The following is a 24447-nucleotide window of genomic DNA, read 5'->3' on the forward strand; positions in this document are numbered from 1 at the left end:
AAAATGTTTTGTAGCGATGTGAGTTAGCAACCATGCTCAGACGGATTTGGCAGTGGATCAAAAGGTTTTGGCGGCGTGTATTTATGAAAAAACCCACTTCTGCACCTGTGGAAGTAAAACCAGCGCGACGATTAACTGATGCTGAGTATGAGGCTTTATTTTTCCGGTTGTTGGCTAAGGTTGAACAGGGGTTGACCAGGGGAGGAGTCAAGGGGTTATTAGCTGTCAATGGTGTGACTGAGGCTGAGTTAATTATTTGGTTGCGGGGGTTTGGGGAAAGGTTATTAGTTGCTGATGCGCCCAATCAGGAGTTAGGTAGGCGTTTGGTACAGTTGCGTGATTTGGGGATGGATTTAGGTGAGGTGGCTTATCAGATTGGGGTGCAGTTGCAACCAGAGGAAACGAATGATGTTGTTATCCCATCTGCAAGCGAAGAAATAACGGAAGTTGGAGAAGCAGAAACTTGGTTAAATCGTGGTAATGAGCAATTGATGACGGGGGATTTTGAAGCTGCTCTTGCCTCCTATGACCAAGTTCTCCAATTTAAACCTGATGACCACCAAGCTTGGGACAACCGGGGTGCTGCGTTGGGGAATTTAGGAAGAAATGAAGAGGCGATCGCCTCCTTTGACAAAGCTCTATATTTCCAACCTGACTTCTACCAAACTTGGTACAACCAGGGTATTGCGCTGAGAGATTTAGGGAGATATGAAGAAGCGATCGCCTCCTTTGAGAAAGCTCTAGATATCCAACCTGAATACCACCATGCTTGGCACAACCGGGGTGCTGCGCTGAGTGATTTAGGGAGATATGAAGAAGCGATTGTCTCCTTTGACAAAGCTCTATATTTCCAACATGATGACCACTATACTTGGAACGGACGAGGTATCGCGCTGAGAAATTTAGGGAGATATGAAGAAGCGATTGCGTCCTTTGACAAAGCTCTATATTTCCAAATTGACTACCACTATGCTTGGTACAACCAGGGTATTGCACTGAGAGATTTAGGGAGATATGAAGAAGCGATTATATCCTTTGATCAATCTGTGCAGTTTAAATCTGACTACTACCATGCTTGGTCTGAAAGAGGTGTTGTGCTGGGTAATTTAGAGAGATATGAAGAAGCGATTGCGTCTTTTGACAAAGCTCTAAATCTCCAACCTGACTACCACTATGCTTGGCACAACCGGGGTGCTGCGCTGAGTAATTTAGAGAGAGATGAAGAAGCGATCGCATCATACGACCAAGCTCTTCAATTTAAACCTGATTACCACCAAACTTGGCACAACCGGGGCATTGCAGCCGGACAATCAAGGAATTGCGATCCCTACCTGAGTTTATTGAGTGCTGTAGCCAGAAGAAATCCCGATCTCAACCAGCGTGGCTATGATGGTAAATTAGCAAGTTATGAAGAAGGGTTGAAATATTGTCCCCAACCAGAAGCTCAAGGTTTATTACATCAGGCAATTGGTAATGCTCACTATTTCCAAGGTTTAAGCCAACGCCACCCCCGCACCTATTACCGCAAAGCCGTTAAAAGTTATAACGAGTCCCTCAAATTCCTGACAGTGGCAGATTTTCCCCAATTGCGCCTTGAGGTTTTACGAGACTTAATTCGCGTCCATTTGCATTTGGGCAAAACCACAGAAGCACAAGAACTGAAAAGACTAGGAACAGACTTATTGAGGCGCTTGTTAGATGAATCTCAAAACCCAACCCAGAAAAAACAACTAACCTTAAAATTTGTAAGTTTTCAACAATTCACTGTTGATTTAGCCGTGCAGTCTGGTAACTGGTGTGCAGCCTTAGAGTTAGCAGAAGAAGGCAAAAACGCCTGTTTAGGTTGGCTGTTACCTAATTTACCTGAAGATTCAACTTCCAAACCTCATCAACCCAAACTAGCCCAAATCCAACAACTCCTCAATCCCACCACAGCCATAGTTTACTGGCATCTCAGCCCCTACGCCCTCCACACATTCATCCTCACCGAGAACAAACCACCCGTTATTCTGCAAACCTCCAGCCAACACTTACAGCAATTTGAAACCTGGACAAAAACCTGGAATGAAGAATACAGCAAACACCGCAAAGGCAAAGATTCCCTCCCAGAAGCACAACCCACTTGGCGAGATCACCTACCCTCAAAACTGCAACAACTCAGGGAAATTCTCGACATAGCCGCCATTGTCAACATCATCAATGATCAAGAATCCAACTCCATCCAAAACCTAATTTTAATACCTCACCGCGACTTACACCTATTCCCACTCCATGCAACATTTCCTGATAACTTCACCATCACCTATTTACCCAGCGCCCAAATAGGGATTAACTTAAAAAAATTCAACCCCAACCCTACCCCAATTCATCAATTACCCATACTCAGCATCGAAAACCCCAATCATGAAGGCTACGGTAGCTTACCATACGCAGAAATAGAATCAGCCGCCATCAATCAACTATTCCCAATTTCTCAACAACTCGCCCAAAACCAAGCCACCAATCAAGAAGTTATCAACGCTTTGCAAAATAATTACGGTATTCTGCACTTCACCGGACATGGTTTTTATAACTTTAACAATCCCCAAAAATCTGCCTTAGCATTAAGCGGCAAAGACTTATTAACACTAGAAGAAATTTACAATATTCCCAACTTAAATAAATATCAACTTGTCACCCTTTCCGCTTGTGAAACAGCCATTACCAACCAACAAACCATCACGGCGGAATATGTAGGTTTAGTCAGTGCCTTTCTTGCCCAAGGAGTAAACACCGTCATTAGTACACTATGGACTGTACCCGACAACTCCAGCGGCTTTTTTATGATTTATTTTTATTGGCAACTAAAAAAAGGGAAACCACCAGCACTGGCATTAAAAAAATCTCAAAAATGGTTATCTAATTTAACATTTGCCAAACTAGAGAGAATTTATAAATTAATCTTCCCCAAACTACCCAGAGAAGAAGTACCATTACGTCCATTTATCCGCCCATATATTGCAGCTATACCATCAATGTCTATTGCGGAGAAACAGCAAAAACTATATGCAAATCCTTATTATTGGGCAGGTTTTACCATTACAGGCTGTTAACTTAATTTAAACCCAACAAAAAACCCCGACTCCTTAAAGAAATCTGGGTTCTGAAAGATATTTAATTCAGCCTAAATAATCTCCTGTTGCAAAACCCGAACCTGTTCAATAGACAATTCAGTAACTTGAGCAACTTGTTCTAAACTTATACCAATTCCTAACAAATTTAAAGCTATCTTTTTTGCTGTTTCCGCCATACCTTTGGCCTTACCCTCAGCCATACCTTTGGCCATACCTTTAGCTTTACCTTCCTCAAGAATTTCTTGATAAATCACTGATTCGCGCATAATTTTATGATTCAATCTCCTGTTGCAAAACCCGAACCTGTTCAATAGATAATTCAGTAACTTGAGCAACTTGTTCTAAACTCATACCAATTCCCAACAAATTTAAAGCCACCTTTCTTGCTGTTTCAGCCTTACCTCTAGCTTCACCTTTAGCTTCACCTTTGACTATACCTTTGGCTATACCTTTAGCTTCACCTTTGGCCTCACCTTCTTCAAGAATTTCTTGATAAATCACTGATTCGCGCATCATCTCACTCCTAAAGATTTTCTTAATTACATTTCTATCTAACACCAACCCTGCTAAAATACTGGTAGCAGCCGCTATATCCCGTTGTTGCTGTTGGTCTTTAATTGCTGCCACAGCTTGTGCTACCTGGCTTAATACTATTGTAGGATCTTTTGTCTGACTTAGCACAGCAAATGGCAATAACCCAGGAACGCTCATAAACCTTTCTGTTGGTTGCTCCCATAGACGGATAACTTCAAAATCATGGTAAGTATTGCTTAACTTAAAACTGTTTTTATGGACTAACTCAGAACCTGTTTTTCGCAAATAAATTACTACTTGACGCATTTCTTTATGAGGAAATAGCCGATATCCTCTCACCCGGTAATCTAACATCCTAAAGGGTATATTATCATCAGGATCTGTTTGAAATTCGATATGTAACACTAAATTATCTGATTGTAATAATATTAGTGAATCAGCGCGAATTGGTTCGTTAGATAATTCTGTAGGGCTAAGTTCCGTTAATTTCATTGGTGAACCTAGTAACCATGTTGCTAAATCGTCTTTAAAATTCTCGGCGAGATATTTACAGATATTGTCGTACATGATATTTAAAAGCCTTGACAATCTATTCAGTTAGGGTAGACATTGAAAAATTTGATTAATGTTAACCTAAATGATGTCAAATAAAATTAAGCTACCAATTTTTTGTATCTACCTTTTACCAAATTTACCATGAAAGACAACGATATTATCAGTGTATTTGCTTTTTTAACTGCTCTTGGTCAGTTAGATACACCACTGCCTTTTGATATTCAATCTCAAATTAATAATATTGGTAAAGCTATAGAGTTAAATTCTAGCAATATTCGTGGTTTGGACTTAATAGCTGAAAGTTATCCAGATTTAGATCGGATTTATCAGCAGGAAGTCTTGAAAATTCGCGGTCTTATCGGTGAACGAAACAAAAGTTTACCACCTGAACCTTTAAACAATAAACCAACTAATGAATTGACGAATGCAGCAGTTAATGTTTTTAATAGTTATGATTCTGTAGATACTGCTAAAAAAGTTACCACCTCCAATTTCATAACCAAAATTCTCGCATTTATTACAGGTAACGCAAATAATGACTGAACAAATTATTTATCCCACCATTAATTTATTTCTCTATGATTTGAAAGATGGTTTAGGAGAAGATGAAACCAAAGTAAATAAAAATTGTGAGAACTTCTGCCGAAAAATATACAATGATCTTGGTAAAAAGGAGTTTTTGCAAAAAGTAGCACAATTTGAGAAATATAAAAATTTTGACGCTGAAGATATAGAACTTCTAGAAAGTAGAACTAGAGAATTTCCTAGTCCTTTAGATGGCTATTACTACCCTTTACAAGTTAATGATACTTATTCATTGTTAGTTGATTATTCTGGTAAATTAGATGCTAATGGTCAACCTAATGATGATGTTCAAAATATTGATGATCAACCGTTTTTAAACCTCAAACAAAAAATAAATAATCTGATTGGAGAACAAACAGGAACAATTGGACAAACTTTGTTATTATGGGGAAAGCTAACCAGCCCTAAAACTGATTTAGAAATAGAAGAAATAGCTCAAAAATGCTATACTCAAGTTGTTAATGATTATAATTGGCAACGAGATTTAATTGGCAAAGGTGATTTAGGTGAAGGTAAAATATTTGAAATATGGTATCATCCCCAAAATTTAGAAGTAGAAGGTAAAGAGTTTTGGAATAAATTTCGACAATTAAATCAACATATCTTAATTTGGTTATTTCCTGAGCATATTTCACCCGATGAAATGCGAAAACAGGTAAAGAAATTATATCAAGATTTTTTAAAACTGTGGCAATATCGTCATAAAATAGTTTGGGCATATTATCAAAGTCGCTATCAAAAACGTATTCTTAAACAAGAATATGTTGATGTTCAACCTGCGATTCAACAAGCTGGTCAGTTAACTCGATTATTGCAAACTAATAATTTAAAGTTAAGTGATTTACAAACAACTTTGACAAACAATTTAATTAATCTCTCTGATTATACCATTGCTTTAAATTTTTTAGAAAATCACAGTCGCACAATTAAGCTAAATTTATATAATTACAAATTAAGATTAGTTGAAATCGAAAAAAAGTATCCAGGTAGTGATTTGGAAGTTTTGAAAAGGTTTAGTGAAAGTGAAATTTACGCGCAAAAATATCAGCTTCAAGTAGATGCAGATTATGAAAATCTTAGCCCTGGTTTAATATTACTGCAAAATCTCAATAGTACAATCCAAGGTATTATTGATTTAGAGCAAACTAAGAGCGATCGCACTTTGAATACTACCATAGCGATCGCTGGTGTGGGATTAGCCACCAGTCAAATAGCCTCTGCGGTGATTCTCGCTTCACCTAACGACTATAAAAATACAGAAAATCTGCCATTTCGGGTTGAAGTTTTTGGTTGGAGTGTAAGTATTGGTATTGTTTCAGCTATAGTAATGTTCTTTATTTTCCGTCTTATTAGACGCTTCTAGGACTTATAATAAACTTATATCTAAGGATTTATTTACCAACCGATGCCAACCCTCACAGATATTTCCACTTTGATTGTTAGCACACCAGGTACTTGTGGCGGTCGTCTGCGAATTGTTGACACTCGCATTACTGTTCAGTATATTGTCAATGAGATTAAATCTGGTATGACCCCAGAAGAAATTATCGAAGATAAGCCTTATTTGACAATTGCAGGTATTTACACTGCGTTGGCTTATTATTATGCTAATAAGGAATTACTAGATATTGAATTTGCTCGATATCAAGAAGAATGCCAACGACTCGAAGCAGAAGTGCTTATGTTTAAAAATCACCAAAAAAATAAATTATTACAATTTTGAATTTTTAAGATCGCAGCTAACAGAACTTATGTGATTTCTCGTCTATCATGACTAATGAATTTATCAAAGCCGAAAAATTATACTTCATTCTCTTAGTGTTAACAGTTATTTATCAACAGGGTTTATGAAAAGCGACACACCAGAAGAACTAAATACAGATCCAGCAGATCAAGAAATTTCCCGTTTAATTGATGAGGTGATGTCATCATCCCCCACTGACGACAAATACCGTCAAAAGATGCAGCGACGGAAAGAAGTCCAAGATCAAAGAATAGCTAAAGCCATATCTGAAAAAGGCTTAATTATTGTTAATACTGGTCATGGTAAAGGTAAAACTACTGCGGCTTTAGGAATGGTGTTGCGATCGCTCGGACATGGACACAAAGTAGCAATAGTCCAATTCATAAAAGGCGCATGGGAACCAGCAGAAAAACGCGCTTTTAGCCATTGGGAAAACCAACTAGAATTTCACGCCATGGGTGAAGGCTTTACATGGGAAACTCAAGATCGTGATCGGGATCTTGATAAAGCTGCTGCTGCGTGGGAAAAATCCTTAGAATTTATCCAAAACCCAGATTTTAAATTAGTTCTTTTAGATGAAATTAATATCGCCCTCAAACTAGGTTATTTACAAGTTGAAGAAGTATTAGCAGGTTTAGCCCAAAAACCACTAGACAAGCACGTAATTCTCACTGGAAGAGGCGCACCCCCGGCATTAATTGAAAAAGCCGACTTAGTAACAGAAATGACATTAGTTAAACATCCTTTCCGCGATCAAGGTGTGAAAGCTCAAGCAGGAATTGAATATTAATCTAAGTTGCTAGTCATCTAGTTAAGGCTGGTCATGGGTAATTGGTAATTGGTGATTGGTAATTGGTGATAAAATATTAGTCTTAATCCTGTTCATCCTTAAATCCTATAAATCCTGATTCTGACAATTTTCCTAACTAGCAACTTACGTTATTAATATCAATTGGGAATGGGGAAACATCTCCTCCCTTTCCCCCTGCATCCTGCCTTCTACCTAACACCATTGACTTCCTGTTTACACTTCTGCAACATTTCTCGATCATTAGCACTTAAAAACTTGAGAGGATGATAGTCTTGCAAAGTTACCGAGTGAGCATAACTTGTGGATTCATCATCACTGAATTTGGGAATTGTACTAGCTGTAGAAATTTCCATTGTCCCCAGTTCACCTGGTGAACTTCTTACTGTCATTGCTAATTCTCCAGACTGAGCCAAAGCCCCTTGAAAACAACTAAATTCTGATTGAGGCATATACAAAGCACCAATGACTTTACCTTGTTGTTTTTGAAAGAGGATATAACCTTGTCCTAATTGATTTGGTGTTGCAGACTGTCCATAAAGATAAATACCATCTTGTTGTGGAAATTGAACTATTCCTTTTCTATCTAGTTCTCTGGTATTTGTAGATAATGTTGTGAGATTTTCCGTTAATCTTTCAGCAGACTCTTCATGGGAATTAGCAACTGGCGATTTTTCAACTTTTGTAAAGTTATGACTATCAAGATTACTTTGTTGTTGAATTCTTGCCTCTTTCACCTCTCTAAGCCGTGATAAAAGATCAGGTTGAGAATTAACCTGACTTTGATGGGTAGGAATTACATAATTAGTAGCGATCGCTTTAGAGGGCAGTATTTCTTTATGTTGTTCACCAGCATAACTAATACCTAAAACACTCATAGAAAGAACTATGCCAGCGACGGGAACTTTTAATATGCTAGAAGTAATGAATTTAGAAATATGATTAAACACCCCGTTCCTCCTGTAACAAACTTAACTACTGCTTTCAAACTTGCTAGAATGATAACTAACTATTGATACTTCGTAATTCCCTCAAAGGTTTTATATATATTATTGGGATTAAAAACTATCTAAAAATGAATTTTTCCGGGATTTTGGTTGATAATTTGACAATATCATTGTTTAAAAATTTAAGGCTTCACCCAAGGTATTCACCCATTTGGGGGATGAAAAATATTTTTTTAACGATAAGACCCCTAGAGAATTTGTATAAGCAAATTGTGATCATAGATATTGCATCCACAGTCCAAATCACTTGTCTATTTTTAACTACAACAGCAATCTTGGAGATTTCGGACGAGATTCCTAAAAAACAAAAAAAAATCGCCCCCTGATTTAGGAGGCGCATCACCAAGAGGGATGTTTTGAAATACGCTGCTGTGCGTTTGCATTCCTAGCTGGCAATGTATTCTTTGACATTAGCTCGACGGCGACGTAAATGTGCAAGAGCTTGATGCTCTAATTGACGGACTCGTTCGCGGCTGAGATTCAACCGTTCACCGACTTTCGCCAAAGACATTTCATGTCCATCTTCTAACCCAAAGCGTAAGGCTAAAACTTGGCGCTGTTGGGGTGTGAGTTCTGCAAGTAGGTTATTTAAGTCCTGACGCAAGAATTCCTGAGTAGTATAATACTCTGGTGATGGACCATCATCTTCCAACATTTCTTGCAACTCAGTATCTTGGTTATCACCAACACGGATATCTAAAGAGACTGGTTGACGCGCCATGTTTAGATATTCACGAATTTGAGCAGGTTCTAACTCTAGTTCCCGCGCAATTTCTACTGGTGATGGGGATCTTCCCAACTTCTGCGCTAATTCCCGTTGAACTTTTTTAATTTTGTTCAGTTTTTCGGTAATATGAATTGGTAAACGGATGGTACGACCTTGTTGAGCGATCGCTCTTGTAATTGCTTGACGAATCCACCAGTAAGCATAGGTTGAGAATTTATAACCCCGCATAGGATCAAATTTCTCCACACCCCTTTCTAGTCCCAAAGTTCCTTCCTGGATTAAATCCAGAAATTCCATATTTCGCTTCTGGTATTTTTTAGCGATCGCTACTACCAAACGCAGGTTCGCTTCAATCATTTTTTGCTTGGCTCTCTTACCTTGCATCACCAATTGATTTAGTTCTGTTTCAGATTGGTTAACATGAGCAGCCCATTCTGATAAACTAGGTTCATGTTCGATTTCTTTGCTTAAAGCTTCTTTTGCTTCTAGCAGTGTCATCATTTGCTGTACTTGCTTACCATAAACAATCTCTTGCTCACGGCTCAACAAAGGTACACGACCAATTTCCCGCAGATAGGTTCGCACCATATCCGCCGTAAATTTAGCATTGATATTTTCCGTATGATTGTTAACAGTAGGCATTGGTGCTTTATCCTCTACTCCATAAATACAATAAATATTTTTCAACACAGACGAATTACTAAGCTTTCTATAAACATGACTGGTTATAGAGGTCTATCATCAGCAATTACATTGATCGAGCCTTTGTCAAGATGTTGCTACTCTAAATAGAGATTACCTTCCTCTCCCTGAAATTTTGGAGTCTCAACACAAGTACACTCGACTATTTTCAACAATTCTTCTTTTTTATCTAATAGTCGTCTAAAAAAACGGAGTCAGTATGACTTTACTTTGGTTTTATGTTACGACAAACAGAGTGAATAGTAAAGTTCCCAGAAGATAAATGTTTCAGTGATCAAGCCAAAAACTTGAAAACTATTTTACTTTAACTTCCTTAACCATTGCGATATATCCATAGTGACGCGAAAACCCCCTCTCAAGTTGCTCTCAAGTAGCCGGATAACCGAACTTGAGTTACTTCTATAATGGAGGGATGTTACGAAAGCGTCAATTGTCAGTTGTCAATTATCAGTTGTCAATTGCTGATTCAGAGCTAAAATCCTAAATCTGCTTTAGCTAGTTCAGCAGCGGTGAATACATCCTCATCTGACTTCTCTTCCCAAGCTATAGCGCCAATTTCCGCGTAAAAAGTGGAATCATAAGGACGAGTCCGCACCACCACCGGCATAGGAACAGCATGACCGAGAATTAATGCTTGTTGCTTAGAGTCTAACTTAGCTAAGACTGAGCGTAAACCACCTGCACCAGATACACCTGTAAAAATAGCATCAATATCTTTTTCGTCATTAAGCAAAGCAGTGATCCGAGTACCGATCTGGGACATGACTTCATTATCTATGCCTGATGGACGTTGATCAACTACCAAAAGTGTTACAAAATACTTTCGCAGTTCTCTAGCAATAGTTCCAAAGATTGTACTCTGCACTACTCCTGGGTCAAGAAAGCGGTGTGCTTCTTCTATTGTAATCATTAATGGTGTCGGCCGATCCAAAGGATTTTTACTTTGGAGAAATTTATCAGCTTTTTTCACATAATGCTCATGTATCCGTCTGGTGATCATATTCGTCACCAACATATATGAAAGCATATTCGACTGAGAACCAAATTCGATAACTACGTTTTTCCCAGCTTCTAGAGATTGGACAATATTTCTAATATAATTTTGGGGACAAGCACCGCGCATATATTTTAAACTATCTAAGCGTAATAACTTACGCTGTAATGCCATAATTGAGCCTTTGTGTCCCCGCTTCTCTTCACAAAACATCTCAATTTCTTCATTACTCATATTTAGCAACTGAACAATCCAAGATTTACCCAATTCACTAAATAGAATATTGGCATTATCTAACGCCGCTTCGGAAAGTCCTAATTCACGATTACATAATTTAATATCTTCAACTTCAATCTGCTCATAGCTCAGGTATAGTTCTTGTGCGTCACGTACACCCCGCCGCTTAGTAGAATCTGGATCAAGTGTGTAAACTTCAACTTGTCCGGGAAATAATTGTTTTAATCCCTTTACAGTATTAACGTTCTTACCTTCTGCTACTGCTTCCCAACCATATTCCGAGTGCATATCAAAAATTAGGTTAACCGCAGCATTTTTGCGAATGACACCAGCTAAAATTAAGCGGGTGAGGAAAGATTTACCAGTCCCAGATTTACCAAAAATCCCATTACTTCGTTCGACAAAACGGTTTAAATCAATACAAATCGGCACATCCATATCTAAGGGTTTACCGATGGAAAAGTTTTTGCGGTGAGGATCATCTTCCCAGCCAAATACCTTGCGGAAATCCTCTTCGCTTGCTTCGTAAACTTGGCTAAAATGACTAGGAATAGTTTTAACAGGTAACAATTCCATCGTCGTACTGGTTTGGGGTTGAAAAGAGGCTAAACCCGTAGATGATGGTACAAAGGAGTTGGGGGATTTACCATTGCTGAAAAAGACAGATTCATTAGATTCAGGGGTAAACATCAACATGGGTGCGAGGTTGATCATCCCATAAGTACCGCTTCCGGCTAATACCTCACGTAAAAAACTATCTTCCCAATTGGGAGGACTAGCTGTAATGCGGTCATTTGCCATACCCAAGGATACATCTGTCAGCATACAGAAAAAGCGCGATCGCATCCCCTGTACTACCAGAAATTTACCCACCCGCATATCTTCTACACAGATATCGGGGTGTAATCTCACTTCTAAACCCCCAGTCAGAGAACCTTCAATAACTGAACCTAATGGCTGTCCCAAATTCATTTTAATTTTGTCAGTTGTCAGTTGTCAGTTGTCAGTTGTTCGTTGTTCGTTGTCAATTGTTCGTTGTCAATTGTCAATTATTTAATCAATCTGAATGCTTGTTGGTGCATTTCCCACTGGTGGAGTTATTCCTGGTAATGGTTTTCTAAATTGTGCGTAAATGCGATCGCGCCATGCAAAAAATGCTTCATAATCAGGATTCTCCGCGAAAATGGGCAATCCCTTCCCCCTCAGTGATACTGGTAAATCCAAGTATGCACCATCAGGAAACTTTAACAGCATTGACAAACTAGCTACTGCTAAATCAGCTAAAGTTGGTTCATCACCTGTTAAATAAGGACTACCTACCAACAACTGGGTAACAATGTCCAAATCTTGTTTTAAGCTATTAATAGCAGCATTTACCGTATCTGGAGTAAAACCTACACCAAAACCCAGAACAGACAGAAAATCACTAGGAACACCTTCCAACACATTTTTGAGAATGTCTGGAGTTGACACCGGTAACAAGGACTTCCGAAAATTTGGATCTTGACTAATAGCTGCAAACAGAGCCTTCCTACCCTTAACACCTATTGACTCATCAGCCCAATCTTCCAACAATAAAGTCAAAGCCCGTTTTTTCGGATCTGTCGGTATCAGCGGCCGATCTGGATATTCTGAATCTAAATACTTAGCGATTTCTGTAGAATCTACAATATATCTATTTCTATCCTTTAACACTGGAACTTGTTTCTGTCCAGTCATCCGAAATAATTCTAGCTGTCCAATCCCCGGCGCAACTTCGATTTTACGATACTCTAATCCCTTATAATCAAGGATAAGACGGACTTTTTCAGAAAATTGAGATAATTCCCACTGATATAATTCTAGCATATTTTATACTTTGCAACTTTTTTGGTTCTCAACTTCAATAATTCTATCTTCAATTTCTAGAAATTTTTTTGTTAATCAACCATTTTTTGAAATTATTTGCTGTCACTCAACTTTAATTATCCTAACAAGGGATGTTTTATATTTTCGAGCTATTTCATAGGACTTAACTAGCGGACAAATATACTCTTAGTTTTAGATTCTCTCATATTTTAATGATGAGTCTTAACTTTCCCTCATTTTTCATAAGATGCAAATGAGGATGTTTAAGAATCCTGTATGTCTGATAATTAATGGGGGATTATAGCGATTGATATGAATGAAAATAATACAACTTTTTAACTTTTTTGACGATGCAAATTACAACTTAGCATAAAATTGCCTAATTTTACAAATATTTTCACTAATGGCGACCGACTCCTAAATTTGCAGATAGATTCATATTGACAAAATTAAAGAAATTTTCGAGTTGGCAAAATGTTATAAATCTTGATATAACTTGTAGACAATCAATACAAACAAAATTTATGAACGCGAATTACAGCAAATTATTGACCAGAATCACTGCAATCATGGGATTAATTAGTGCCAGTCTTTTGATTAGTACCCCATCTCCAGCAAAAGAATTACTCAATCCCAGACCAAGTATTTTCAACGAACCGCCTTACAATCGGGGGACAAGACCTAGTGAAACCCCACCTATCATCAAACCTACTCCTTCAGAAACAGAAATTCCTACAATCCCAACTACTCCCACCACACCCACAACAGAAACCAGGAACTTAATAGTGCTGGCTAACGCCAATGGTTCATTTAAAACCCTTATTAAAGCTTTAACAGCAGCAGGACTCACTGAAGCATTACAAGGAGATGGTCCTTTTACTATTTTTGCTCCCACAGATGAGGCATTTGCGAAACTACCACAAGACGCAGTACAAGATTTATTAAAGCCAGAAAATAAGGAAGTATTGCTGAAGGTTCTCACCTATCATGTAGTACCTGGTAAGGTACTTTCCGGTGATTTAAAATCTGGGGAAGTGAAAAGTTTACAAGGAGATCCTATTACTGTCAAAGTTGATAATAATGGCGTTCAAGTGAATGATGCAAAGGTAACTCAGGCAGATATTCAAGGTAGCAACGGAGTTATTCATCAAATTGATAATTTGATTCTGCCACCCAGCTTATAAACTATCCCAGAGCGGAATTAAATTATTAACAACAAGATCCCCGACTTTTTAGAGAAGTCGGGGATCTGACTTTGGCAATCTAACGAGATTTAGCAGTGGTTTTGGTATCAGTTGTCTTTAAGTCTTGAAGTAACTGCATCATTAACGGCTCAAGCTTTTGTGCTGTTTGTTCTTCTTGGCGTAAATTTTGCTCTAACAACTGTACAACTTGGTTTTGTCCCATTTGTTCCGCAACTTTAATTAAACCACGATAACAAGCAATTTCCATTTGTTCGATCTTACAACTACATCCTGCTAGTCCTAAGTCTACAAGTTTGGGATTATCAGCAGCTAGAAGTGCAAATTTTTGACCTTCACTAATTAAACTAGCTGCAACATCACAAGTAATCCGTTGTGGTTGTTCTCCTAAGACATTTAACACCTGTTCCAGGTTTCTAATCTGCTGTTCAGTTTCTTGAATATGTGTCTCAATCACTGCCTTCAACTTACTATTTTGACCACATTGCCACATCATCTGCTGGGCTTCTAAAAAGCGATTTTCAGCATCGTACATGGCGTTAATTTCATAGACAAACTTTTGCTGTAAGTTGGTGATTTTTTGTGTGCCTGGACGTTCTTTCAGTTGAACCATGATTATTCTCCTGATGGTATGAAGCTATATTTAACAGTCGTGCCAATACTTGTCAGTTAAGGAAGTTTGGGTAAAAGTGAAAAATTTGATCTATCCCTTGCCCCCTTAATCGCACAGTATTGATAGTCGTTCTATTAACCCTACGTCCACCTTGATCTATTCTCTTCATACCCAAGACACAGTATGGGGATGAAATCTGATTGTTATTTAAGTGACAAGATCACACATGGGGAATAGGGCAGAAGGAAGAGGCGAGACAATAGATTTCTTCCTAATTACGTTAAAGTAAAGATAAATTAAGAAAATGCTGTCAAATAAATGGCTGCTCCAAGTTTAGAAGTAATTTCCGCTCAATTAGAAAGTCCAAATTTGCGCGATCGCATGGTAGCTCTTGCTAGTTTGCGCCAAGTGTCTGCTGATGATGCAGTTCCTTTAATTAAAAAAGTTTTGGATGATGAATCTCTACAACTGCGCTCCATGGCCATATTTGCTCTTGGTATTAAAAAAACGCCGGAGTGTTATTCTATCCTGGTAAAAATTCTGGAAACAGATCCAGACTATGGTATCCGTGCTGATGCGGCTGGTGCGTTGGGATATCTTGAGGATAATCGAGCCGTTGAAGTGCTATCACGGGCTTTCTATGAAGATACAGACTGGTTAGTTAGGTTTAGTGCTGCTGTATCTTTAGGTAATATTAAAGACCCCCGCGCCCATGATATTCTCATCCAGGCGCTAAATAGTGAAGAAATAGTCATCCAACAAGCTGCTATTTCTGCTTTGGGAGAAATCCGCGATCTCGATTCTGTCACATATATTCTGCGCTTTGCCCAATCAGAGGATTGGTTAGTACGGCAGCGTCTTGCTGAAGCTTTAGGCAATTTACCCACTCTTAAAAGTGTCTCGGCTTTAAAATATTTAGAAAAAGATAGTCATAGTAACGTTGCTGAAGCCGCAAGGATTTCTCTACAAAGACTTGAGGAAGTAAACAATCTTAGTTGATATTAAAGTCTCTTCCTAGTTTTTAATAAATTAAGAGGAATACTCAAAATTGTGATGCAGGATAACTTCGTTTGTCAGTAACCCAGCCCTAAAGGGACTGGGCTTGCAAGAGTAATCAAGTAAGCCGTACTGACCAGACCACCCTGAGTTTACTCTCACGGTAGCCGTTATTTGAGTCATGACACCCTGTGGATGCGTAGCTAGTCCCCTGCTCTGTCGCTTGTGATTAAACAGTTCTAAGGTCACTGGAACAGTGTTGCAAGCCTAACAAGCTCTGATAACTGGTCAAAGCTAACATTACCCCAGAAATGGGAGGCACATCGCGTGCAATACATTATGCGTACAGAGTTGGAAAATTTGAATCGGTAATTGTCCCGTTGAAAGTACATCACAAAAGTACCCCGAATTTTCCGACTCCAAGGCGGTAATAAAAAAATATTCAAAGCGGTTTTAACCGCTTGAGTCGCTTCCCTCTCAGCACTAAAGTAACTGAGTTTCCCACTTACCGCGAGGTCTTATGAACATTGAGGAATTTTTTGAGTTAAGTGCTGGTAAATGGTTTTCCCATCGTACTAGCCACCATTTGGCGTTCAAGCAGTCTGAAGACGGCAAATCAGACATTGTGATTGAGACATTAGCCGCTGATCATCCAGAAGTAATTAAACTGTGTGAACAGTATGAAATTGAACCTAGTGCTGCTTCTTGTGGTGCAAGAGTTACCTGGAACGGCACAATGGAATGGGATGAGGAAAAACATGAAGGTTCTACGGTTTTAGCTACCATTCCCGATCGCAATAACCCAGATGAAGGTAGATTACTGAGAGAAATGGGTTACGCCGAAAAAGCACCCGTAGCTGGCAGCTATAAAATAGGCAGTGATGGCGCTTTAACTCTCACCACCGAGTATGAAACCATGTGGTCAGAAGAAAGGTTATGGTTTGCTAGTCCCAATTTGCGGATGCGAGTAAGTGTTCTCAAACGGTTTGGTGGCTTTAGTATGGCTTCCTTTACTTCCGAAATCCGCATGGGTAGTACCGCTGCATCTACAAAAGCTACTGAAGCAGCTAATTCTGCTACCAGTTAGGGAAGCAACGGGACAGGGGAAAATTACACAAATAGGACTTACGCAAAATATCTCTGAAACCTTCTTTTCTTCGTGTTCTTCGTTCCTTCGTGGTTCGTTTCTTCGTGACTTGTGCGTAAGTCCTGACAAAAAGGGAACAGGGAACAGGGAACAGGGAACAGATAAGAAACACTCATTTGCACCAGTTTAAAGCTCAGTCAAAAAAAGATGTTTTTAAACATGAGTTTTTTCTGTTCCCTATTGCCCGTTCCTTATTCTCTCTGAACAGGTTCTTAATTTATGAAAGGGTGGTTATGAGTTATAAAATGGATCGTCGTGCCTACGCTGAAACTTACGGACCAACTGTAGGCGATAAAATTAGATTAGCAGACACAGAATTATTTATTGAAGTAGAACAAGACTTTACAACCTACGGCGATGAAGTGAAATTTGGTGGTGGTAAAGTTATTAGGGATGGCATGGGACAATCCCCCATCTCTAATGCTGATGGTGCTGTAGATTTAGTTATTACTAATGCTTTAATTCTTGATTGGTGGGGAATTGTTAAAGCCGATATCGGCATTAAAGACGGCAAAATTTACAAAATTGGTAAAGCCGGAAATCCTTATATTCAAGACAATATAGATATTATTATCGGACCGGGAACTGAAGCCTTAGCAGGAGAAGGAATGATTCTGACTGCGGGGGGAATAGATTCTCACATTCATTTTATATGTCCCCAACAAATTGAAGTAGCGATCGCCTCCGGCATTACTACAATGATCGGTGGTGGTACAGGTCCCGCTACAGGCACAAATGCCACAACTTGCACTCCTGGTCCTTGGAATATGTACCGAATGTTGCAAGCTGCTGACGCTTTCCCTGTCAATTTAGGATTTTTAGGTAAAGGTAATACCAGCCAACCTCAAGGACTCGTAGAACAAATTGAAGCCGGGGCAATGGGGTTAAAACTCCATGAAGACTGGGGAACGACTCCAGCCACAATTGACACCTGTCTCACCGTGGCTGATGAATATGATGTGCAGGTAGCCATTCACACTGACACCCTCAACGAAGCCGGATTTGTCGAAGATACAATTGCCGCTTTTAAACATCGTGCTATTCATACCTACCACACCGAAGGGGCAGGAGGAGGACACGCACCCGATATTATCAAAGTTTGTGGACAAAGTAACGTTTTACCATCTTCCACCAACCCCACTCGTCCTTACACCGTCAACACTCTCGATGAACATCTGGATATGTTGATGGTATGTCATCACCTTGATCCGGCAATTCCTGAAGATGTATCTTTTGCTGAGTCTCGTATCCGTAGAGAAACTATTGCGGCGGAAGATATTCTCCACGACTTAGGGGCATTTAGTATGATTGCTTCCGATTCCCAAGCGATGGGAAGGGTTGGCGAAGTCATAATTCGTACTTGGCAGACATCACATAAAATGAAGGTACAGCGAGGAAGTCTTGCGGGCGATCGCCATGCAGATAATTTACGCGCCAAAAGATACGTTGCTAAATATACAATTAATCCAGCTATTACTCATGGTATTGCTGACTATGTAGGATCTGTGGAAGCAGGAAAATTAGCAGATTTGTGTTTGTGGAAACCTGCATTTTTTGGTGTCAAACCGGAAATTGTCATTAAAGGGGGCATGATTGCTTGGTCACAAATGGGCGATGCTAATGCTAGTATTCCCACACCCCAGCCTGTGTATATGCGCCCCATGTTTGGTAGTTTTGCTGGTGCAAGAAACGCCACATCATTAACTTTTGTTTCTCAAGCAGCTTTGGCAAGAGACATTCCTCAACAATTAGGGTTGAAAAAATTAGCGATCGCTGTTTCAGGAACTCGGCAATTAACTAAGCGAGATATGAAATTAAATGATGCTTTACCTCATATTGAAGTAGATCCCGAAACCTACGAAGTTCGTGCAGACGGTGAATTACTAACCTGTGAACCTGCAACAGTTTTACCAATGGCACAAAGATACTTTTTATTTTAGTCCACACAGGAAGACTTAGGGTTTGCCGAGAAAGTCATTTCGTGAGGACTAGGAGTAGGGGCGCAGTCCCTGCGCCCAGTCACTGAAGAAAAATTAGAAGCAGATCAGAATAGTCTCGAATCTGGGTTATTAAGCGTTGTCAATTGTCAATTATCAATTGTCAATTATTTAAAAATTCCTTTACCTTTGTTAAATAAGTTTCTGGATCTTCCAACATCGGAAAATGTGCAGTATTAGAAATAATAGTCAACTCGACTTTATCATTTAGTGCTGCGGCTCTTTTTGCCAATTCAGCCGGAATAATAATGTCATATTCTCCCGCAATTAATAGCGTCGGCACAGTTAATTTAGCAAATTCTTGGGGCATAAAATCCGCCTGTTCTTTACTAACAGACGTGAAAATTGTTCCCAAAGCTGTTTCATAATCAGCATTAATGAAATCTTGTAAAAAAGCCTGACGTTCAGATTTGGGAATAGGACTGTGGAGAAATCTAGCCATAAACATTCTGTCAGCCAAAGGGATTTTATCTAACCATTTGGGACGAAATTTAACTACTAATCCCCCGAATTTATAAAAAGCAGCAAAAGCCTTTTCATCATATTCAAAAATACCACTACAAGTTAAAATTCCCTTTTCCACCTTTTGAGGATAGCGGTTAAAAAACAAAGTAGCTATGGAAGCGCCCATAGAATGAGCATTAATATAAACACGCCCCAGGTGCAACCCATCTAATAAAGCTGCTAAATCCTCAGCGTAATCCTCTAATTGATAACTTAAATTTTCAATTCCAGGGGGTTTTTCTCGGCTAAATTTAGCCTGAGAACGCCCAAAACCGCGCATATCATAGAGTAAACAATCAAAGTCATCTAATAAAGCTTCCGCCGTACTTTGCCAGTATCTAGCCGAACCCGCCCAACCATGCAAAAAAACCATCACAGGTTTAATAACATCTGATGGTTTTTTCATCCACTCGTAATAATGCTCAACACCCCGAACGTTTATATAACTCATTTGTCACAAGTAAAAATTAAAATTAAAAATTGATAATTGTCAATTGTCAATTGTCAATTATCAATTATCAATTAAGCCGATTCTGGTTTAGGTAAAGAAGACGGATGTACTAATAGTTCAGCCGTTGAACGCTTCTCAACCATTTCTCTCGTGATAGTACAGCAAGTCACATCCTTACGGGAAGGTAACTCATACATGACATCCAGCATCAACTCTTCCACAATACCTCGTAAAGCCCGCGCCCCAGTTTTCCGCCGATAGGCTTCTTGAGCGATCGCTTTCAAAGCATCTGTTTTAAAATCTAACTGGACATTATCCATGTTTAGTAGTTTTTGGTACTGTTTCACCAAAGCACTACGTGGCTCAGTCAAAATTGCCATCAGCGCATCCTCATCCAGAGGATCTACCACAGCCACCATAGGAATCCGCCCAATAAACTCAGGAATCATCCCAAATTTCACCAAATCATCTGGTTCGAGATGACGCAATGTATCAGCAGTTCGTTTTTCCTTACTTTGTCCTTCTCCTGGTTGGACAAAGCCTATTGACTTTTTCCCAACTCTCTGATCTACCACTTTATCTAAACCAACGAAAGCACCACCACAAACAAACAAGATATTGCTCGTATCAATTTGGATACAATCTTGATATGGGTGCTTGCGTCCGCCTTGGGGTGGGACATTAGCCACAGTCCCCTCTAACATTTTTAGTAAAGCTTGCTGTACACCTTCTCCGGAAACATCTCTAGTAATGGAGGGATTTTCGCTTTTGCGGGCGATTTTGTCAATTTCATCAATATAGATAATGCCCCGTTGAGCTTCTTCTACATCCAAATCTGCCACTTGCAACAGTCGCAACAAGATATTTTCCACATCTTCCCCCACATACCCCGCTTCAGTTAAGGTTGTGGCATCAGCAACAGCAAAGGGAACATCCAGAATTTTGGCTAGAGTTTGCGCTAAGAGAGTTTTCCCGCAACCAGTTGGTCCAATGAGCAAGATATTAGACTTTTGTAGTTCAATAGCATCATCAGATCCCGATTTTCCACTGGCTTTAGACTGAATCACAGCCAAGCGTTTGTAGTGATTGTAAACAGCCACAGATAGCACTTTTTTGGCTTCATCTTGGCCGATAACGTGTTCGTCTAAATATTTTTTAATCTCTCTCGGTTTAGGAATTTGATTAAACGAGAGATTAGCCGAACGGGTACGACGTTGTTTTTCAGGTGGTTCTGACTTTTGGGCTGGTTGCGCCGCCGCAGTATTGGTATCCAGCAATTCCTCATCGAGGATTTCATTACACAAGTCAACGCATTCATCGCAGATGTAGACTCCCGGACCCGCGATTAACTTACGCACCTGCTCTTGAGACTTACCACAAAATGAACATTTTAAATGGGAGTCGTACTTAGACATATCAGCCTCTTATTTCAGAATGGTGACGTTTTACCCTGCTGTGGGAAGATTTTGTCTAGAAATGACCTGATCGATCAAACCATAATTCTTCGCCTCTTCTGCTGACATAAAAAAGTCGCGTTCTGTATCAGCTTCAAGTTTTTCTAAGGGTTGACCAGTATGTTTGGCCATTAATTGATTTAACTCACCCTTAATATACAGAATTTCTCGCGCTTGAATTTCAATGTCAATGGCTTGTCCTTGAGCGCCACCAAGGGGTTGGTGAATCATAATCCGGGAGTCAGGTAAAGACATCCGCTTTCCTGGAGTTCCAGATGTTAATAAAAAGGCCCCCATGCTCGCGGCTAGTCCAAAGCAGATGGTGACAACATCGGGACGTATTTGTTGAATTGTATCATAAATTGCCATACCTGCGTAGACAGAGCCACCAGGAGAATTTATGTACAGTTGAATATCCTTTTCTGCATCTTCAGAATCGAGGAATAGTAATTGGGCAACAATAGAGTTAGCGACAACATCATCTATGGGTGTTCCCAAGAAAATAATCCGCTCGCGTAGTAGGCGGGAGTAGATATCAAATGCTCTTTCTCCCATACCAGACTGTTCTACCACCATCGGTACGATGTTGCTAGGGCTGCTGAAATTGCTGTTAATGCTGATGGGACTCAAGCTCGTGATTGGGTAATTTCCCGACTGCGATACAAGCATACTAGAATATTTAACAATAAATGGAATCGTGAACTCTTAACCATTATGCCTCATATAGTAGGAGTCAGGGGTAAGAGGCAGGGGAGCAGGGGGCAGGAAGCAAGGGGGAAACCCCCAAGACCGCGCTGGTTAACCTGTCACCTGTCACCTGTCATCTGTCACCTATCCTATTACTCAGGATTACTGGTTTCTGCTTCTGGAACTGCTGAATCTGTTTCTGCTTCTATAGCAGTTAAAGAACCTTCTGGGACTAATTCCACAGAAGAGTGTTCTAGTAACCAATCAACAATCTTTTTGGTTAAAAGTTCTTCTTCGACTACTCCACGCAGTCTATCTTCATCCAAGTCTTGATCAGGATACTCTACCATCAACTCTGTGACTCTAGCTTGAACTTCTGCTGCTGTCACTGCGATGGATTCGCGTTTGCCAATTTCTTGTAAAGAGAGAGAACGTTTAAGACGATCTATCGCTTCAGGCTTTGATCTATCTCGCAATTGGGGAATAATATCTTGGGTAAATAGCTTTTTAACATCTATCCCCTGCTGAGACAGCTTCATTGCTGTTTGTGTCAGCATAGCATCAACTTCTTGATCAATGAATGTTGTCGGTAAGTCTATTTCTACATAGTTGAGCAGTTCTTTTAATAAAGCTTCTTGCTGATTCTCTTTGGTTTTATCTGCGGCTTCTTTTTGATACCGTTCTTCCAAGGATGCCCGTAATTGATCTAATGTCTCAAATTCACTGACTTCTTGGGCGAAATCATCATCTAACTCTGGTAGTTCTTTGGTTTTGATTTCTTTAAGTGTGATGGTAAACAGAGCCGCTTTACCAGATAATTCTTCGTTAGCGTAAGGATCTGGGAATTGAGCCGAGACTTCTTTGGTTTCTCCAGGGTTCATGCCCACTATACCCAAGACAAAACCGGGGATAAACTTATCTTCTTGTAACTCAACTTGAAAATCAGTTCCTTCTCCACCGGGAATTGGTTTTGGTTCGGTGTCGGGGTCTTCACCTTCTGCTTTAGCAATCACACCTTTAAAATCAATTACAGCCACATCACCAATTGCGGCTGCACGTCCTTCTACAGGGACTAATGTTGCTAATTTTGCTCTTTGTTCTTCGATGATTGTATCTACTTGGGTAGGATCATATTTGATTTCCTCGGCTTTGGCCTCTAACCCAGTGTATTGGTTTAACTTGATTTCTGGGACTGTATCCACCGCAGCAGAAATAGTCAAAGGTTGGCCGGGGTCATAATTATTAATCAAATCATCGAAGGAAGAGCGTAATTGCGGTTGACCAATCGCGGCAATGGCTTCTTGTTTAATTGCTTGCTCAATACCTTCTTGAATTATTTCTTCCAGGGCGGCCGCCTTGACACGAGTAGTTCCGAGGCGTTGGATTAATACTTGCCGGGGTACTTTGCCTTTACGAAACCCAGGAATGTTGACGGTATTGCTTAAATTTCTAATGACTTGATCGTATTTTTGTTTGGTAATTTCCGGTGTAATTTCTATTTCTAAACCAATTTGACTGGCGGGAAGTCTTTCCTGGGTAACTTTCATGCTTTGTTTCTATTTTTCTGGTATTTTTATTTACGAGTACACACAAGACGCAATTGCCTATCACCACGGGAAGCGATCGCTCACGGCTTCGGCTATCACCATTTTCAGGCGTTTCTATCTTGAATATCTCACGGTGAGGATATGCTGATCAGGCATTATTCAAATCCAAAAATGGATGATTACCTCTAGCAGATATCCAGTTTACGGCCAAAAGCAAGGCACTGAAAACTTTCTCAAAACTTGACACTCTCCTGCCTAAAGGCAAGGAAATTCTTAAGACTTCACAGTCTTAATATCCTGTTTACACAGGTTCTCAGGCTCACCACGTTTGCCCAGTAGGGCGTAGTGATATCTCCTCAAGGTTGTTTCGGGCGTAGACTTTCCCCCAGTCCGGAGGTAGGTTTTTAATCTTGTACTGATTAAACTATCCTAACATCAGAATTAGGACTAAGTAGGTGAGTGTTAATTCAAAATGAGTTCTCTACGACTATTACACAATGACGTAAATAAGCAAATCATTCAAAATCCTTAACAAGCTTGTTCCATCTGCTTTGGGAATTTCTAATCATGATTTTTTAATTCCGCCCTGCGGTACTAGTGGACGTAGCAAGGTATAATCTAGTTCGTGAGGCCGGCGTAAAGAAGTTAGTAGGGAGTTTCTAGTAATATATCCCACTGATTCAAGATAGTCGCCCTAGTTCCGGTAATATAACTTTACAATCCCAGCTGATCAAAAATATCTAAATGTTAATTTTTCTGAGTTTCCTTTTTTTGCAGCTTGTTGTATGATAGAACATTATACGGTAGTATCTTTGATTGTTATTAATAAATTGCTGTAAACTACGATATCATCTATTTTTTAACTGCAATATAAACAAATGCGTCTCAAATTCCTCAATAATCGTCAAAAACTGAGATAAAATTCCAAAAATATTCAAATTTTATTATTTAACATCGGCTGTTGAGATCAACAACAGAGATATTTGTTTTTTTGC

The 24447-nt window shown here is 39.5% G+C and carries 20 protein-coding genes; 9 read left to right on the plus strand and 11 right to left on the minus strand.

Features of this window, described 5'->3' with window-relative positions:
- Nucleotides 1–83: 83 nt before the first annotated feature.
- On the plus strand, nt 84–3092 hold the full coding sequence (locus FJR04_RS13450; protein WP_254445282.1) for a CHAT domain-containing tetratricopeptide repeat protein: 3009 nt from the start codon (nt 84–86) through the stop codon (nt 3090–3092).
- Nucleotides 3093–3163: 71 nt separating this feature from the next.
- On the opposite strand, the gene FJR04_RS13455 is transcribed toward FJR04_RS13450, so the two are convergent.
- The gene (locus FJR04_RS13455; RefSeq protein WP_168495528.1) at nt 3164–3379 is read right to left on the minus strand and encodes an Rpn family recombination-promoting nuclease/putative transposase; all 216 of its coding nucleotides are present in this window, start codon (nt 3377–3379) and stop codon (nt 3164–3166) included.
- A gap of 4 nt (nt 3380–3383) precedes the next feature.
- A complete protein-coding gene (locus FJR04_RS13460) occupies nt 3384–4214 on the minus strand; it encodes an Rpn family recombination-promoting nuclease/putative transposase (RefSeq protein ID WP_168495530.1) in 831 nt (276 codons plus the stop codon).
- Between the two features lie 129 nt (nt 4215–4343).
- Between FJR04_RS13460 and FJR04_RS13465 the strand changes: the two genes are divergently transcribed.
- The 4 genes from FJR04_RS13465 to cobO all read left to right on the plus strand — a co-directional run bounded on the left by FJR04_RS13465 (nt 4344) and on the right by cobO (nt 7321).
- Nucleotides 4344–4745, plus strand: a complete 402-nt coding sequence (locus FJR04_RS13465; RefSeq protein ID WP_168495532.1) for a hypothetical protein — start codon at nt 4344–4346, stop codon at nt 4743–4745.
- Complete coding sequence (locus tag FJR04_RS13470) at nt 4738–6150, plus strand: hypothetical protein (protein WP_174763545.1); 1413 nt, start codon at nt 4738–4740, stop codon at nt 6148–6150. Before FJR04_RS13465 ends, FJR04_RS13470 begins: the two co-directional genes overlap by 8 nt.
- Before the next feature lie 42 nt (nt 6151–6192).
- On the plus strand, nt 6193–6510 hold the full coding sequence (locus FJR04_RS13475) for a DUF433 domain-containing protein (protein ID WP_168495534.1): 318 nt from the start codon (nt 6193–6195) through the stop codon (nt 6508–6510).
- A 124-nt stretch (nt 6511–6634) separates the two neighbouring features.
- Nucleotides 6635–7321, plus strand: a complete 687-nt coding sequence (cobO, locus tag FJR04_RS13480; RefSeq protein WP_168495536.1) for a cob(I)yrinic acid a,c-diamide adenosyltransferase — start codon at nt 6635–6637, stop codon at nt 7319–7321.
- 209 nt (nt 7322–7530) lie between these two features.
- On the opposite strand, the gene FJR04_RS13485 is transcribed toward cobO, so the two are convergent.
- The 4 genes from FJR04_RS13485 to FJR04_RS13500 form a co-directional block, all read right to left on the minus strand.
- Nucleotides 7531–8289, minus strand: coding sequence for a hypothetical protein (locus FJR04_RS13485; protein ID WP_168495538.1), 759 nt, complete (start codon nt 8287–8289; stop codon nt 7531–7533).
- Nucleotides 8290–8731: 442 nt separating this feature from the next.
- The gene (locus FJR04_RS13490; protein ID WP_168495540.1) at nt 8732–9715 is read right to left on the minus strand and encodes an RNA polymerase sigma factor, RpoD/SigA family; all 984 of its coding nucleotides are present in this window, start codon (nt 9713–9715) and stop codon (nt 8732–8734) included.
- Nucleotides 9716–10247: 532 nt separating this feature from the next.
- Nucleotides 10248–11978, minus strand: a complete 1731-nt coding sequence (locus tag FJR04_RS13495; protein WP_168495542.1) for an ATP-binding protein — start codon at nt 11976–11978, stop codon at nt 10248–10250.
- 81 nt (nt 11979–12059) lie between these two features.
- Nucleotides 12060–12854, minus strand: a complete 795-nt coding sequence (locus tag FJR04_RS13500; RefSeq protein WP_168495545.1) for a glutathione S-transferase family protein — start codon at nt 12852–12854, stop codon at nt 12060–12062.
- A gap of 524 nt (nt 12855–13378) precedes the next feature.
- Here FJR04_RS13500 and FJR04_RS13505 point away from each other — a divergent pair.
- Nucleotides 13379–14038 (plus strand): fasciclin domain-containing protein, encoded by a 660-nt coding sequence (locus FJR04_RS13505; RefSeq protein WP_168495547.1) that lies wholly within the window; start codon nt 13379–13381, stop codon nt 14036–14038.
- A gap of 79 nt (nt 14039–14117) precedes the next feature.
- Here FJR04_RS13505 and FJR04_RS13510 read toward each other — a convergent pair whose 3' ends face one another.
- Nucleotides 14118–14669, minus strand: a complete 552-nt coding sequence (locus tag FJR04_RS13510; protein ID WP_168495549.1) for a ferritin-like domain-containing protein — start codon at nt 14667–14669, stop codon at nt 14118–14120.
- A 318-nt stretch (nt 14670–14987) separates the two neighbouring features.
- Between FJR04_RS13510 and FJR04_RS13515 the strand changes: the two genes are divergently transcribed.
- The 3 genes from FJR04_RS13515 to ureC all read left to right on the plus strand — a co-directional run bounded on the left by FJR04_RS13515 (nt 14988) and on the right by ureC (nt 18752).
- A complete protein-coding gene (locus FJR04_RS13515) occupies nt 14988–15668 on the plus strand; it encodes a HEAT repeat domain-containing protein (RefSeq protein WP_168495551.1) in 681 nt (226 codons plus the stop codon).
- A 517-nt stretch (nt 15669–16185) separates the two neighbouring features.
- Nucleotides 16186–16752, plus strand: coding sequence for a phycobiliprotein lyase (locus FJR04_RS13520; protein ID WP_168495553.1), 567 nt, complete (start codon nt 16186–16188; stop codon nt 16750–16752).
- A gap of 293 nt (nt 16753–17045) precedes the next feature.
- On the plus strand, nt 17046–18752 hold the full coding sequence (ureC, locus tag FJR04_RS13525; RefSeq protein ID WP_168495555.1) for an urease subunit alpha: 1707 nt from the start codon (nt 17046–17048) through the stop codon (nt 18750–18752).
- 160 nt (nt 18753–18912) lie between these two features.
- Here ureC and FJR04_RS13530 read toward each other — a convergent pair whose 3' ends face one another.
- From FJR04_RS13530 to tig, 4 genes are all read right to left on the minus strand, one after another.
- On the minus strand, nt 18913–19764 hold the full coding sequence (locus FJR04_RS13530) for an alpha/beta fold hydrolase (RefSeq protein ID WP_168495557.1): 852 nt from the start codon (nt 19762–19764) through the stop codon (nt 18913–18915).
- 71 nt (nt 19765–19835) lie between these two features.
- Nucleotides 19836–21179: an ATP-dependent protease ATP-binding subunit ClpX gene (clpX, locus tag FJR04_RS13535; RefSeq protein ID WP_168495559.1), complete on the minus strand. Its 1344-nt coding sequence runs from the start codon at nt 21177–21179 to the stop codon at nt 19836–19838.
- 30 nt (nt 21180–21209) lie between these two features.
- On the minus strand, nt 21210–21887 hold the full coding sequence (gene clpP / locus FJR04_RS13540; protein WP_168495561.1) for an ATP-dependent Clp endopeptidase proteolytic subunit ClpP: 678 nt from the start codon (nt 21885–21887) through the stop codon (nt 21210–21212).
- Between the two features lie 170 nt (nt 21888–22057).
- Nucleotides 22058–23452 (minus strand): trigger factor, encoded by a 1395-nt coding sequence (gene tig, locus FJR04_RS13545; RefSeq protein ID WP_168495563.1) that lies wholly within the window; start codon nt 23450–23452, stop codon nt 22058–22060.
- Nucleotides 23453–24447 lie beyond the last annotated feature (995 nt).

It is taken from the genome of Anabaena sp. UHCC 0204, assembly GCF_009711975.1.
Taxonomy (GTDB): Bacteria; Cyanobacteriota; Cyanobacteriia; order Cyanobacteriales; family Nostocaceae; genus Dolichospermum.